The sequence below is a fragment of the Agaribacillus sp. DX54 genome (genome assembly GCF_056858335.1).
Window position 1 is genome coordinate 24366 of sequence record NZ_JBXEQE010000025.1, and the last position, 14886, is coordinate 39251.

Below are 14886 nucleotides of genomic sequence, written 5' to 3' on the forward strand. Positions count from 1 at the left end.
GGTTATTGAGTCAACCGCATGATATAAGCCAACGCGTAATAGGGTGGCCTGTTTTCATGGGGCTGGTCGCCTCCGTTGGAGGAAATAGCGTAAGACAACTCCGTACGGCTCGCATTAAGAGGAGCAAGGTTTTGAGCGGCCGCAACTTGCTCATTTCTGTTATTTGAGATCAAAACGCCTTCCCTGTTCCCATTTGTACCATAGACTACGCCAGTATGCGTCAAGCTGTGACCATGACTGCGTGGGGCCGTCCATCCAACGGAACGAGGGTCATCACCTCCATAGGGGGAACGATTATGATTATGAGCCGGCATTTCTTCCCGGGTCAGTGTATGCGCTTCTTCCCCGCCTGCATCACCCATTTGATAGGTGGTGTTACCTGTGTAAGCGGGGTCTCCATTCCTGCCAACCCCTACAATGAACCTGCCACGAAGATCCGGCGTGCCGTTTTGGCCGTTGCATATTGCCCATCCTTCATAAGCTGTGCCGGCGACCCCTATGCCACTTCCATCAAAATTACCCGAAGTCTCGCCGTGAAACATGATCACTCCGCCCGGAGGTGTCATACCGATGCCCTGTATCTCTCCTTCAACCCTCAACCCGTTGTCAGGCGCGATGATATTGTTGACGCTATGATTCTGGCCTATCACCACCCTTCCGGCAATTTCCAGGGTGTTTTCAGGAGAAGTGGTTCCTATCCCCACTTTCGGATCATTGGTTTGGTGGAAATAGGTAACTTCTCCTGTGGCCACGCCAGACTGGTCGAGCCAACTTGTGATCCATGGATTCAAAATGCGGTACCTGCGGGCATTTTGGTCCCAAAAATTAAAGTAAGATGCGCCTGTGTTGTACAATAGCAATCCGCCCAGGTTAGGCGAGGTTATATTGGTGAGATTGTGCGAATCCCTGAGACTCAGGATCCAGGCCTCATCACCCCCCGATGGAACGAAACCGCGAAGTACGGAGCTTCTTTCCAACTGAAGTGAGGCCCAATCTTCCGGCGTACCGGGCGTAGAGCCGATGAATACCTGGCCATGCACCTGCCAGGAAGATAAGATAAATATAAATAGAATGATTTTTTTCATGACTTCCACTTTAAAATGTGATATTATTTTCGATTGATTTGATCGTTTTTCCCGATAGCGTATAGCCCCTGAGCTGGTAGGAATAGCTGTCGCCGGTCTTTGGACGGTCTGTAAAGCTGTTCCCTGAAATAATGTTTGAAATTCTTTGATAAGCCCCCTCCGACGATTTCCTGTAGACAGCATGGCCCCTTAATGCAGGGTCGTTGGTGGTGGACCATTGTAACTTTATACCCTGCTCGCCGGCTGCGAGTTCAAACTTTTTATAAGCCGGTTCAACGACAGGTATGTCCTTTTTGTAAATTATCTCCCGGGAAGGGGGCGACTCGTTGCCGTTTATGTCACTGGCTGTTATGCGCCACCTTCCAGACCCAGTTGTTTCTTTTATGCGAAAACGGTTGCTTGTGCTGGTGCCTGCCACCTGCCAGTCTTCTGATTCCTTACCGTTGAAGTACAACGTATAATGGCTGAGATCTTTTTCCCGACGTTCTTTCCAGGAGAGCATATCACTGCCCGCTTCTTTTTTGATGCCGGTAACAGTCGGTGTGCCCGGCGCCTGATAGTCTTGTAAGGCCAGCGTGGCGTAAGCCCCCTGGCTTGCATTCATGGAGGTATCTAATGCCACTACTTTATAGGTAAATTCACTTTTTACATGGACGGGTAACGTATCTGCATAGGTGCCGCCTGTGATAATGCCATCGGTGATAAGGGAAAAGTGATCTTCATCAACACCGAAAGCAGAGCGATAAACGCGATATCCCCAAACATCTTTCGAGGGGGAAGCGTCCCAGCTCATGGCTGCAAAGACTGAATCCAGCGTTACGGTAAAATTGGAAGCCGCCACAGGAGGAATTTTATCTTTCAGTTGTACCATCCGGATACCGGATTCACTTTTGTTGCCTGCCTGGTCTTCTGCTACCACCTGGTACCTGTAGATCCCTGACCGGGTCAGCCGGTCTTCGAAGGAGGGAATAATAACAGGTGCAGGTGTCAATTGTTTTCGCACCGTATCTTCAACGCCTTTAAACCGGTAAATTGTGAAACCTTTGAGATCGGGCTCATTACCGGTCGTCCAGGAAATTTCCACCCTTCCATCTGAGTGAGGTGCCAGCCTTTCTATTTTTGGTGCCTGTGGCGGTTTTTTATCTGTTAAGGTCACTTCAAATGTCTGGCTCCTTGCCGATTCCGTGCCGAAAAAGTCAATACCTACTAAATGATAGACATAAGTGACACCCAACGTCAAAGAAGAATCAGCATACATTACGTCGGGATAATCGTAAAAACCTTCTTCGTTCATCGACTCCACTGGTATAATGACATCCTGGTTAACTTTAAGGGCATTTTCACCTTTAACAGCCCGGAACAGGTTGACCCCGAAGTACCTGTCGGGCTCCGGCATCCAGTAGAATTCCACTTTATTGTCCAATGGTTCAAATACGATGGAGCGGGGCGGTTCCGGCAGTGGTGGCACCCTGGAAGTGTAATCCCGGACCTCCAACAGGTCCACATCTTTTCTTTTGCCTGATTTTTTAGTCACTATTTCCGTGATCTTGTAGTCATACGTGGCGCCTGCGGCCGCGGTGCTGTCATTAAAGGCAATGCCCAGGTACCTGGCGAACGCATTCGCTTCCAGCACTTTTACGATCAGGCCGAACTGTACAATGTTGGGTATCGGACCGTCCACACCTTCCAGTAAGCTCAGATAATCCTGGACCTTTCCGTCATCTGCCAGGGAAGGAGCGAGCGGAACGCTTTTGTATTTTACAGGGGCTGACGTCAGCAGTACCCATTTCTTTTTACCCGATGGCCTCCGAAAAACGTGGTATTCTTTCGCAAGGTCCAAGTCATTGGTGAGCCATTTTAATTGCGTCACCAATTGATCCTTCGCCGGGTGCTTTGCAGACTTTATCAATAACTGCTGGCTATTTTGTGCCAATCCGCAATAAGCTATCCCCAGCAGGACCGCCATTATCCAATGACTTCTTTTCATCCGTTTTAAATTTATTTTCATCGGCCTCATGAGATCTTTGATTAAAAATTCATCCCCCTTTGATGAAAAATCCTAGCCCGAATTTTCATTTTAATTCTCATTTTAATTTTAATTTTTCACTTTCTATTTCTTCCACTATCCTAATCGCTTATTATAATTCAGCTTGACCTCATGGCTCATTCCCACAACATTAAACCGAACCAGTACGTCGGCTTCTATTTCCATAGGTTTATCCTTTGGCCAGGTTCCCATGATCCTGGCCAGAGCATAGAATTCCGCTATAGTAAGTGTGCCATATTGTCTAAGCATTGGCACCTCGTAGTCTATGTATGCACCGATCTGGCCTTCCAGGAAACCTCCTACTTTGGTAACCCGGAAATTAGGGTTGATCTCCGCGCCAACGATGATCCCCAGGTCAATAAATGCTTTCGCCCTGCCTCTTACACGCGCGACAAATAAATTGATCATCGGGGTTTTGAATTCCGCTCCCATGCCCTTGGCGAGGTGTAACTCAATTTCACTTCCCGTGCGTACCCTTGCATATTTAAAGTACGTTGACATCCTCATACCAAAACACGCGGGCAGCAGGTATACCCTTTTATCGGGTTTGCCTACTTCCAGGATGACATTATGAAAGTCAGTTCCGCTATTACCCTGAGGTTCCCGGTAGTAGAGAAATGCCAGGTCCCCTTCGCCGCATAAAAGGTTAGATCCCGTAGTAAAATCGGCGGTTAATGCGCCCGTTTTCAGCCCTTGCTTATCCCATGCAAAAAATGCAGTGGCCCGTGCCTGGAAGATGGAATAGTCTACTATATCCATCAAAGCGCTCATATTGAAAACGTCCATACTGGCATCCAGCCTTAAAAAACCGGACTGACCTATCCCTACATCAAGGGTAGCTGTACCGCTGAATGCGGCGCCAAAAGTCGGGCTGTCGATGATCGAAGTGGCAATAGTGATCCCTCCAAGCACATTCCGGTCGGGCCGGAATGTAACGGTGTTATCAGCCGATGTGCCCAAAGAGCTACCATCCATGACTTTCTTCAGTGTACTTTGCTGGAGCAGGTCGGTCAAAGCCGCAGGATCATTGTTTTCGCCCGTTTCGCCTTCTCCGTTGTAATTATTGATCAGTTGTTGTAAATCATCATCCATGCCATAGTTCATGTGGCTGAATACCCGGATCATTGCACCGGTCATGGTGATAGGCCCCATTTTGATCCCGTCTACAAGCGCTTTTCGTACCCCTTTTAGTGGCTTGCGAACGACCCTATTTGGAAATAATGACGAATTAGGTCTTTTCTGGAAGTTATCTTTTCTGCCGCTTAGTTGGTCGGCAAGTGCATTTTTGGGGCCACCTGCCATTCTTTTAATTAAATTTTTTGTGCTAGTCAGCTTCTCACCGTCACTACCGTATCTTGAGGTATTCCTGTCATCCAGAAAAGTTGTTATCCGGGACAATTCCTTCTTTTTTTCTTCAAGATGAGCGCTTTTTAATGGCTTTCTACTGCGCCATTCCTCAGTCCTTCTTGTTGTAATCTTAGCTATTTCTTCCCTGGCGCCTTCAGTTTCGTTTCTTAGTCTATCACGTTCATTAGAGGTGGCTTGGTTCTTCTTCCTGTGCTCATCCAGCAAGCCATTCGCCTCTTTCATTTTTTGGGTTAACGCGTTTTGCTCTACCAGCAAATCGTATCCTTTTTCAGTGATCCTCGTGATATCCTTCCCCTCAATTTTCTTGTCATCCTTAATTCTTTCCCACTCTCTTTCGTTACTTTCTATATTGGCCTCTACTCTTTCTATAGCTGCTTTTATCCGCTTAATCTCCCGCTCTAATTCCATTTCTTTTGCCACAAAACGTTTGTTGGTTTCCAGGAAATCGTTGTACTCCTTTTGTTTTTTTTCAAGTCCGGCTTCCTTTGATTTCAGCTTTTTCAGATCCCCCAGATCTCCCGGCGATAAACGGTTCTTCTCTGTTTTTATGTCATCTTTAAGCTTTGCGATTCTTTCTTCCAGGGCATCAATCGTGGTATTCTTTTTTAATTGCCTTCTGAGATTTCGCTTGTTAACAGCAGCATTATAATCCTGTCTCTTTTTTGCCCTGTTCTTTTTTAAATTGTCGATTTCCCGTTTGTGTGGGGCACGGCTTCTTTTGATGTCCTTTTTTAACTTTTCTTTTTTATCGGCCAGTATGGGGCCTTTTCTAGTTTCGAAGTCTTCATAAGCTGCTTTGGTGTCATTGTAGTCATTCATGGTCTTGCTATCTCTCAGCCCCTCCACAATTGCATTATTTTCTTTGACCAGGTCCTCAAATTCCCTGGTGTTTTCTTTCCCTTCTTTTTGAAGTCTTTTTATGTCTTGCTGCAGTTTTTTATAAACCGGGTTTTTCGCAATTAGCTTATCTTGTTCAACCTTCTTTTTATGGGCGTCTTCAGCCGCTTGTTTCTTGGCATCCCGCTCCTTTTCCAGGTCATCAATTTCCTTCCTGAGGTCTTCGTGCGGGGCTTCTGTTGCGCTTATTTTCTCCTCTAATTCCCGGCGCGCATTTTCATAGGCCTCCTTGGCTTCCTGGTATTTCCGTTCGGTTGACTTGTCCTTCAGCAAAGCCAGCTCTTCTTCTGCTTTTGACATTTCATCTTCCTTTTCCCTTAAGTCTGCCATCCCTACATCTCTGTCCCTGTCTTCCAACAGTCCGTCTACTTCTTCTTCTTTTTCATTTTTTAAATCTTCTGCAACATCTTCCCTGTCCTCGATGCCATATCCAAACTTATCTGATGGGTTTTCTTTGTTGTTTTTATTTATTTTATCATAAACCATGGCATCCAGAGGATTGGTCACATTTGAAAATTCTCCCATTCCATAAGAAACATCAAACATCCAGTAGTTGAAAGGGTCGTTGCCTGTGGTTCTGCCGAGGGTAATTTTTGCACTGGCGCTGTATTCAAAGGGGAAGCGGATCATGGCACTCCCGAATCCTGTTGTACAATCGCCCCATTCAGGGTCACCTTTCACCCTGAAGCCACTGAATTCTGCAATAATTACTAACAGGTTCATCTTAAAATAAAAGGATGAATAAGGTTCGACCGTGAAGTTTTTCATGGCACCTTCTCCGGCGTTGTGATGATTATAGAAGCTATCGTTCCCTTCAGTGAAATTACCCCAGTGTGACGTTTGGGTTTCCAGTATTTTTTGCCTTTCGCTAAAAGGTGTTTTATCACCAATTAAGGTCGGCTTTTCGGTGTCATCTTCATGCTCAAAAGCCGGATTATATCCCCTTGTATGATATTTTGGCCTGTCATACCCACGAGCTGTTATCAGCTCCGACACTACCGGTTTACCATCCCTGCCAGTGATATCGTCTCCGAAGGATATCTGGTATCCGGTGGAAACCGCGTAAATGGATTTGTACCGCTCAATGCCTAGGTCAAATAAGGTGATCTCATATTGATCCAGGCGCGCTTTCACATATTCATCCAGCTTGTATCTGCCCCCGGGACTGCCAAAACCAACCATCCCGTTCCCCCATATCCCGAGGTCGGTAACATCGTTCAGCACGATACCGAAATGGTCCCACCTGAAATCCAGGTCGGCCTTTAAAGCGTTGAAACCATCAAAATAGGGCGTTTCAATAAGCGTGGCATAGGCGTGGAACCTATCGTCTGTGGTCTTCTGCCCAAAGGCGATCTCATGGGAAGCCAGGTCCTCCTGCAGCTTGTTATTTTCAAACCCTTCGTCCGTCAATGTGATCTCGCAACCGATCAATTCGTCGCGAACGAAGGGAACATTAATGGAGGCTTCGAAAAGGCCTTTTTCAATCGAATTATCTACGATCGAGAATGCTATCTTCCGCAAGTGACCGCCGAAGGTATTGAAAGCCACCCTGTTTGACGAGTCATAGGATTGCGTCATTTCCAGTTGTAACCCATTGGTGGAAACCTCGGCAGCATAGCCGGTGGATTGACCCTGCACAACACTGTGGTTTATTGTGTTGGGGAAAACAAGGTGGTTATCGTCAAATTTATCTTTCAGCACCATTTCATACTCCTCAAAATAGGCGCCTTTCCACAATTGATCGGAAGACTTTGTGCCGGGTGACTGACTATCTTCAAGGTCAATGACGGTGATCCCGGGGATGAGATGAAAATTGGCGTTGGCTGAAAGTGAAACGCCGTTGTTGGCATTCTCTTCGATCCGGTTATAAAATAACTGATCGAAGTTCCGGAATGAGAAGCTCACGCTGTCCACCTTATTGCCATCTACGGCTTCGGGCAATATGAAGAACCCGAAAAACCGCTGTTGAAAGGTGTTGTTACTGATCAGTAGATCAGATTCATCTTCCCGCAACAATATCCTGAAATCGTAAGGGTCCTGGAGGCGGAAATAGTTGCCTGCGTTCAGCGGGATTTTTCCGTTGAGGCGCAATGCGTCATAATTGACCCATGTTTTAGCTGTAATCACCTCCTGCCTGGACTCCTCGGTTAGCAGGAATGGTATTTGCCATCGCGCCTGGCCATAGATCTGCAAAGCATATTTATCCAGTTGAATTTTTTCCGGATAAAAAGTGGCTTCCCCGTTTCTTGTCTCTTTTGGCGATAGCGGAATATCTTTAAATTCATCGGGAAGTTCATAGGTAATGGTACCATCTTCCAGGATCATTCTGCCCGAATAAAGTTTTACCCCGAGGTTGGCAAAAGCCACCTCATACCGGTTACTGTCAGCATCCAGCACCAGTGTCCCTTCACCGGTAAGGTTGGCGAAAGTAGCCCCATCCTGTAGGGTGGTGACGGCAATGATGTGTTTTCCCGCATGTATTTCTGAGATCAGCGGGGATGTTTCAAATGTCTGTACATTACTGGCGGCAATCTCCACGCCATGCGTATACGCTTTTACCTGCCAGGCATAATTTTTTTCCGGCGCTAAAGACTCACGCAACCGCATACTCCATCCCGAACCGCTGTGGGTAATCCTTGTACTGTCCTGGAATACCGCGGCGTTGTTGGCTATGGCATCTTCAGGTTGCTCACCTTCATCTAACTCCACCACCCGCATATGATAACTGAGTGGCTGTTGCGCACTGAGGTTGTCGGGGCTTCCCCAGGCAAATATGGTAGAGGATACGGGTGGAATGATTTCCCGGTTGGAAGGTGCTGATAATGCTAAAGAACCGCCTGTGCTATACCCGTACTGAAAGGTACAAATCGTGCTAAATCCATCATTGAAAAGATTGGTTTGTTCCATTGGGTCCACTGCCTGTACCCTGTAAACATACGTTTGGCCCTGGTTCCACCTTAAAAAAGCATCCTGAGGAATTTGAAAAAAATTACCTGTAACCTCAAAGACCTGCATATTGGGATTGTTGATCTCCAAAGCGTCGAGGGGGGTGCGCCCTTCGAGCACCTCCGCAATGGTCAAACGGTATTGGCTAATGCCTGGAACCGAGCTCCAGCTAAATGAAAAATTTTGCTGCTGGGAAAAGCTGATGATGTTCCCGCAAGCAGGCTGGTTGAGCAGCGGGGGTTGTCTGACAATAACGTTCACATTGGCACAGGAGGCATTACTTAAAGGGGTTAATGTACGATTATCCAAAGCCTCCAAACAGAAACGGTAAGTTCCCGCCGGCAATCCACCGCCACTATTTTCCAGATCTTCTGCCGATATGCCACTGAAAACATTATTTGAGTAATCGAAATAAGGCGTCAGGTCGGCGATACTCAGGCTGGTTAACTCAAACTGATTGAGCCTTATGGGTTCTATGAATACGTTAGGATTGGTTTGGATCCTGACGTTGTTCGAAATGCCTTCAATCGTTAAGCGCAACCTTACATCCCATTCACTGGCATTGCCGTTGAATTGCAGCGAGGCATTGATCCGTTCTTCGACAGCCACATACTCGATCAGACCTTGCCGGTGGGGTTGGGGTACGTTAAAGGTAACACCAACCGGAAACCTCACACGCTGGGCCCAAAGTGTGGATCCAAAGAATAAATTCAGGCATGCAAAACAAAAAATCGTATTTATTATGAATAATCGTTTCATTTGTCTGTCAAAGTCTAAAATTGTACTTCAGTGATGTAATCACCTCTGTAAAAGTGTCTCCTCTTATGGTCTCGGAGAGGTGGTTCCTGATCACCATTGTCGAATTGATCCCGAAGCTATGTCTTTTGTCTGGCCTGTAATTTGCCGCTATCTGTGCATTTTGAATGCTGTTGATCGTGCTCCCTTCCTGTTGGTTATTAAAGAAAGCGTGACTTACCTGGATTTTAAGTCGCTTTTTCAAAAGCAACTTACTGACCCGGACAGAGGGTCCGGTTCTACGGGTACGAATATCCCCGAAGTCAGCATCATTAAAATTGTAAGCCAGCACAATCGATAAATTGGCCGGTCGATATTTTAATTGATAGGATGCCGTAAGGTTTTGGATAAAACTTTTTTCATCCTGCTTACCTGACGCCTCCGGTTCTGTGATATCTGTCTGATAATTGCCGTTCAAAGAAATGTTGTGGCGCCATGCACCCACGGGGTAACCATAGGCGATCGAAGCCTGGTAACTGTTATTTATCTGAACAAAATCCAAGGTGTCTAATTCGGGGTTGATAAGAAATTCCTGCAAAGTGGTGTAGTTGCTATAACCGGAGGTGATATTCAATGAGTTAATGGGATTCAAGGTGATGTTGCCAGAAATGGCTCCACGTTCTATTTTATCTGCGTTGTTCCCTTCGATGTTGTTATTTTGCTGGCCGATATTTCCTGAAAAACTGATCTTTCCCCGCCACAATGAACCACTAAAATCAATGGTGTAGCGCTCCAGGTCATTATTGATGAAAAAAGTACCCAGCGATCGATAGCCGGGATCAACCCGTTCATAGGTAGCGCCGATGTTGTAGTTCCCCAGCGAATAGCTTAGGGAAGTATTCATAGCATTATTAATTTCAGCGGAACCGGTTGGTTGAAATACAAAGCCCAGGCGGTTGTAGAACCTGTAGTGGTCGAGGTCGATCTCCGGAGCCTGTGTATTGCTGTTAAGGATGCTGTTAGCCAGCTCACCACGCACCATCAACCTTTTAAAAATAGTGCCCCCTGCCTGCAGGCTGATCACGAGGTTGTCCTGCGGGAGCAATGATCCGTCTTCGGGAATGACAATGGAGTGTTCTTCATCCATGACTTTTAAAAAGATCAGGTTGGCATATTTCTCGCCATCGTCATACCCTGTTTTAAATCCGTAACCATTCCGCCTGAAAGATGGCAAGAAAAATGCCTCCCCGGCAGAAGTTACATCCCCGGATACTTCCTTTCTCAGCCTTCCGTAAAATGATGAAAAGTGAAATTTTCCGGGCGTCAGCGCTACACCACCCCCGAGAAATGTTATCCCCGAAAATGTATAATGGGAAAAATCCATCATGCGATATCCCCCATGCAGCCGTATCCAGCGATAATAAGGACTGGCGCCAAAACGGTTGAATTGCTGGCCCAGGCGGCTTACTAAATTGCTGAATGAAAAAGTCGCAGGGATATGGATACCATACACAAAGAGATCGATATTTCCTCCATATGTATAGGTGAATGGCTCAAATCTTGGCGCAATACCATTGACTGTATAATGCTGGCCTGACAGGTTTACGGATCCTTTGATCTCTAGTGGCCTGGCTTTCTTTATACCTTCCCAAAAGTCCTTAACCTGTTCTTTGGAGTCCCCTACGATAGTTTCTACGTTTTGACTGAAAATAACCGCACTGCTTGGCATCAATAGGATGACAAGGATGAGTTTTCGGGTGGCTGGCTTAAATTTATTTGTCAACAAAATTCAATAGCTTTCTTAAAAAGTTTTACCAGGATTCAATTGCCTCAAACCGGGACAAACTACTATACAATTCAGCAATAGTGGATTTATTTTATTTTTTTATATGAAAAAATCGATTGACATTTTTAAAAAGGTTTTCAACACTTCGTAATCAGCTTACAAGGCGAATTAAACTTTATAGCTTTGGTAATAATGAATTCACGGCTATATTTACCTACAGGGTAGTTTTATTAGCGTAGCTAAACCTTACCGGGATTCGATGCAGCTAGCGAAAAAATTATAGGATCGTAAAGTTCAAAAAGCGATGCAATTTTAAATAGTTCTTTGTGAAAAAACTATTTTCCCCAATGGACAAATCAATGGACAATCAACTGAAACCCGGACAAAACCCAGCTAATTAGGGTCAATAATACATTTTTGAAAATAAATCTATGCTTTACGATAGTCCATATTTTGATGAATTTTCAATGAATTTTTCACCTTCTGCTCCTAAAAAACAGTCTATACGTTGATTTTTTCCTTCGCTAATCTCCCTTTACTCCCATGGTTTTAAAAAAAAATGCTGTATGGTCACGCATATGTTGCACATGTTTAGGAGTGCCATTTTTCAATGATCACCTTTACATCGTTCCGAACGGCAAAAAAGCCGGACGGGATGCATCCTTTAGATGGGTTTTCCGCGGTAAACACACCCATTCTCCGGCGGCAGTTACGATTCAAACACTATGTTAAGTATCAAAAACCGCAGGACAAAAAAAAGATTGGAGTTAAATGTACCAGGCGAAGTTGATATTGATTATGGGGCATCGTTTTCTCCTGAGGTACTAAAATAAGACTCCAAAGATATTTATACAATTTGTTCTTTGCCAGCTTTTTGTGTTTGATCTATTTTATTTAACCAATCATTGAAACGAGGACTTTTTTGACGTATTTTATTTAATCCGATTGCTTCGGCCAATATATTTCCATACACTATTTTGTTATAGCCTCGAATTATCCTGGCCAGTCTCGATGATGGCGATGTTTCTCTATCATCATTTATCATTTCGGGATTGTCGTACTGATGGAATGTTGCTTGTAATTCTTCAACACCTATCAAATCATCCGGAGGTACCTGTTGATGAAAAACATCAATTTCGTTAAATAGCAAACCCTCAAACTCGTGAAGCTGCATATAAGGGATATACCGATATCTTAAATGATCTTCTACTTCCCCCGCCATTCCATTTTCCAGCATTTCCATTCTTTTACTTTTATCCGGTTGCCTGGCGGCTTCATCCCATTTTGGAAAATTATGTTTACTGTACAGCCCGTAATAATCTATCAAAGTGGTTACAAATGCTCTCGGATCATTTTTTAAATGTAGCAGAATTTGTTTTTTTAGCTCAGGCCATTTGACAATTCCCCCCATTGACTTTTTTATTAAAGGTGATTGTATGTAGATGCCTTTGTTAGCAAAATAAGGGCTCAAAATCTTTGTACAGAATTCTTTTTCCGTTTCTCCCTCGGCAATTATAATAACTCTACTCATGTATATTTAAAAGTTTGGCTGTCCCGTGGTTATTATATTGCGTTTCCATAAATCATCTATAGTATAATCATCCAACCAATGATGAAGCTCATCACCACTTAATCGCTTAAACTTGGAACTACCGTCGATTTGGTCAACAGTTATAATCTCTTCAGGTGAAAAGTGGCTTATTAGGTCAGTCGATTGGGTAGCAATGATAACCTGACAGTCTTTAGCGGGTACTGATTTTATCATTCCTGCAAGCTTAGCGATCGCACTTGGGTGTAACCCTAGCTCAGGCTCATCGATTATTATGGTATCAGGAAGTTTTGGCTGCATAAACAACACTGTTAATGCAATGAATCGGATGGTGCCATCAGACAGGTCGGTTGGGCCGAATACTATCTCGCTGTATTTATCTGTCCATTGTAAACGAATATAGTTTTCACTATTTGGCTCGAAGTAAAAGTCGGAAAAATATGGAGCAATGGATTGGATAATTTTAATAATTTTGTTGTAAACGATCTTATGATTCTCTCTGATATTATAAAGAAATGCCGGCAAATTCGATCCATTGTTGTATAAGAAATAAATGTCATTTTCTACATGGCTTAGTTTTGTAAACGGGGATTTACTGCTTGTATCGTGGAAATGATATTTTCTAAAACCATTCAAATATCTGATTACATATGGCGCTCTAAAATTGTCGGTTATTTTCAACCTGGATTCTCTGTCCGAGCGGCTTATTTCTTTACCTTCATCACTTCCGTAGATCAATCGTTCGGAAGTAAATACAAATCCGTTGCTACCGGATACCAGGGTGGCAGCATATCCATTGTTGCCTTTATCAAATTCAACCCGGAAAGAAATTCGGTCAGTTGTTTTTTGACCTTTGTGCAGGATCTTATTGTCACCGCCGGAAAGAGCAATGTAGTCGTTTAATTTTCTGTTGTATAGTCTGTTCAGAAAGTCGAAAAAAGAAATAAAATTGCTCTTGCCGCTCCCATTAGCGCCAATTAATATATTGATAGGATTTAAGTCAATCCTTTCAGAGTTAATAGACTTATATCCTGATATTTCTATATAGTCCATCTTGCTATTTAAATTTAATATTCTCCAAATTTAATGATTATATTCTTTGTTGATCCGGCTTGAAGAAAACTTTAATGTTTTACACCCTGGCAGGCCATAGGTCTTTCAATAATTTACACCGGATTAACAATGGATCTATGAAATTTCAATATAATAATAATTTGTGATTGGGAGGGAGCAACAATGGCTCATAGATTAATGAGGTTTTCTCCTGCTTTTTGAAAGAATTCTATTCAAAACCGGAATGAATTATCTGGTAAACAATAAAATATTTCACTTTTAATATACTAAAAATCAGTTTTTTATAAAAAAATGCTGCATGGCCGCGCATATGTTGCACATGTTTAGGAGTGCCATTTTTCAATGATCACCTTTACATCGTTCCGAACGGCAAACAAGCCGGACGGGATGCATCCTTAAGATGGGTTTTCCGCGGTAAATAAACCCATTTTCCGGCAGCAGTTGCTAATAAGGTATGATCATTCTTGCCCAGGTGCAGGAATTTATACCCTGGAAAAATCAGCACTGCACGGGTACCTGCAAAGATAGGCTGTAAGTACAGGAAGGCTTCAGCCATCAGCTCAGGTACTTCTTCCTTCTGCCTTGAGGAACATGGTCATCATGTTTCACCGCTTCCGAAAGGCTGGGTTTACACTTGTTTTAAGACAAGCCCCAACCTGAAACCAGCCTCCGGAAGCACAAGAAAAGGAGGATAATATGAAAAATCCACTTAAAATTTATGCATTCGTAATGGTCATGTTCACAGCGCTGAGTGCCTGTGAGGTAGATGAGGGAACTCCCACCCCGCTTAACGATAAAGGGGTGATCACCAACGGTAATTCAAATAGCGGGGGAGGGGGTGATGACGAAGAGCCGATCATCCATCTGGAAGATAGTACTTCTACATATCCATGATCAGGGATTTAATCACACCTGATTAAATCTGGTAATAAGGCAGATCGGTATCTGCCTTATTTTTTAAAGCAGACAGTAAAATTCCCACCATTATCACCGGCATAACTGTATTCCCCTTTTAATTGCCTCACCAAAAGATCAATTAAATTCATTCCGTGGGTTTCCGTTTTCACTAAGTCCTGTGTTTTAAAACCAGGGCCATAATCTTTGATGCATAGCTCCACCAAGTCATCTTTTTCATGCAGGTCGATTTTGACTGTCCAGGTGCCGTCTTTGTTTTGTCCATATTTTATAATATTGGTAAGGACTTCATTGGCTACCAGTCCTAAGGGATTCGATTGTTCTGCCGTCAGCAAGACCGGATCAAGATTACTGACAATTTTGTTAGATAATTCCTGCTTTCTTATGCAACTCCGGTAACGCATATTTATCAGCTCTGTCGATGACTGCTGATAAACTGTCTATGGTATTTTGACCGAGGGTGGAATATGAACCGGGAAAAAAA

9 protein-coding genes are annotated in these 14886 nt (G+C 44.0%); 1 reads left to right on the forward strand and 8 read right to left on the reverse strand.

The features are described 5' to 3' along the window. Window positions 1-2 precede the first annotated feature (2 nt). The 7 genes from AC04NP_RS21940 to AC04NP_RS21970 form a co-directional block, all read right to left on the reverse strand. Window positions 3-1085 (reverse strand): hypothetical protein, encoded by a 1083-nt coding sequence (locus tag AC04NP_RS21940; RefSeq protein ID WP_482862095.1) that lies wholly within the window; start codon window positions 1083-1085, stop codon window positions 3-5. 10 nt (window positions 1086-1095) lie between these two features. Then, on the reverse strand, window positions 1096-3072 hold the full coding sequence (locus AC04NP_RS21945) for a hypothetical protein (RefSeq protein ID WP_482862096.1): 1977 nt from the start codon (window positions 3070-3072) through the stop codon (window positions 1096-1098). A 135-nt stretch (window positions 3073-3207) separates the two neighbouring features. Further along, entirely contained in the window at window positions 3208-9102 is a 5895-nt protein-coding gene (locus tag AC04NP_RS21950) for a hypothetical protein (RefSeq protein WP_482862097.1), read from the reverse strand. 7 nt (window positions 9103-9109) lie between these two features. Then, window positions 9110-10864, reverse strand: coding sequence for a hypothetical protein (locus AC04NP_RS21955; protein WP_482862098.1), 1755 nt, complete (start codon window positions 10862-10864; stop codon window positions 9110-9112). A gap of 847 nt (window positions 10865-11711) precedes the next feature. After that, the gene (locus AC04NP_RS21960) at window positions 11712-12395 is read right to left on the reverse strand and encodes a DUF4276 family protein (protein ID WP_482862099.1); all 684 of its coding nucleotides are present in this window, start codon (window positions 12393-12395) and stop codon (window positions 11712-11714) included. Between the two features lie 6 nt (window positions 12396-12401). Continuing rightward, window positions 12402-13466 carry an AAA family ATPase gene (locus AC04NP_RS21965; protein ID WP_482862100.1) on the reverse strand — a complete coding sequence of 355 codons (1065 nt, stop codon included), beginning with the start codon at window positions 13464-13466 and terminating at the stop codon, window positions 12402-12404. Between the two features lie 373 nt (window positions 13467-13839). Beyond that, the gene (locus tag AC04NP_RS21970) at window positions 13840-14043 is read right to left on the reverse strand and encodes a hypothetical protein (RefSeq protein ID WP_482862101.1); all 204 of its coding nucleotides are present in this window, start codon (window positions 14041-14043) and stop codon (window positions 13840-13842) included. 140 nt (window positions 14044-14183) lie between these two features. Here AC04NP_RS21970 and AC04NP_RS21975 point away from each other — a divergent pair, with 140 nt between their 5' ends. Further along, a complete protein-coding gene (locus tag AC04NP_RS21975; RefSeq protein WP_482862102.1) occupies window positions 14184-14381 on the forward strand; it encodes a hypothetical protein in 198 nt (65 codons plus the stop codon). Between the two features lie 56 nt (window positions 14382-14437). On the opposite strand, the gene AC04NP_RS21980 is transcribed toward AC04NP_RS21975, so the two are convergent. Then, on the reverse strand, window positions 14438-14806 hold the full coding sequence (locus tag AC04NP_RS21980) for an ATP-binding protein (protein ID WP_482862103.1): 369 nt from the start codon (window positions 14804-14806) through the stop codon (window positions 14438-14440). Window positions 14807-14886 lie beyond the last annotated feature (80 nt).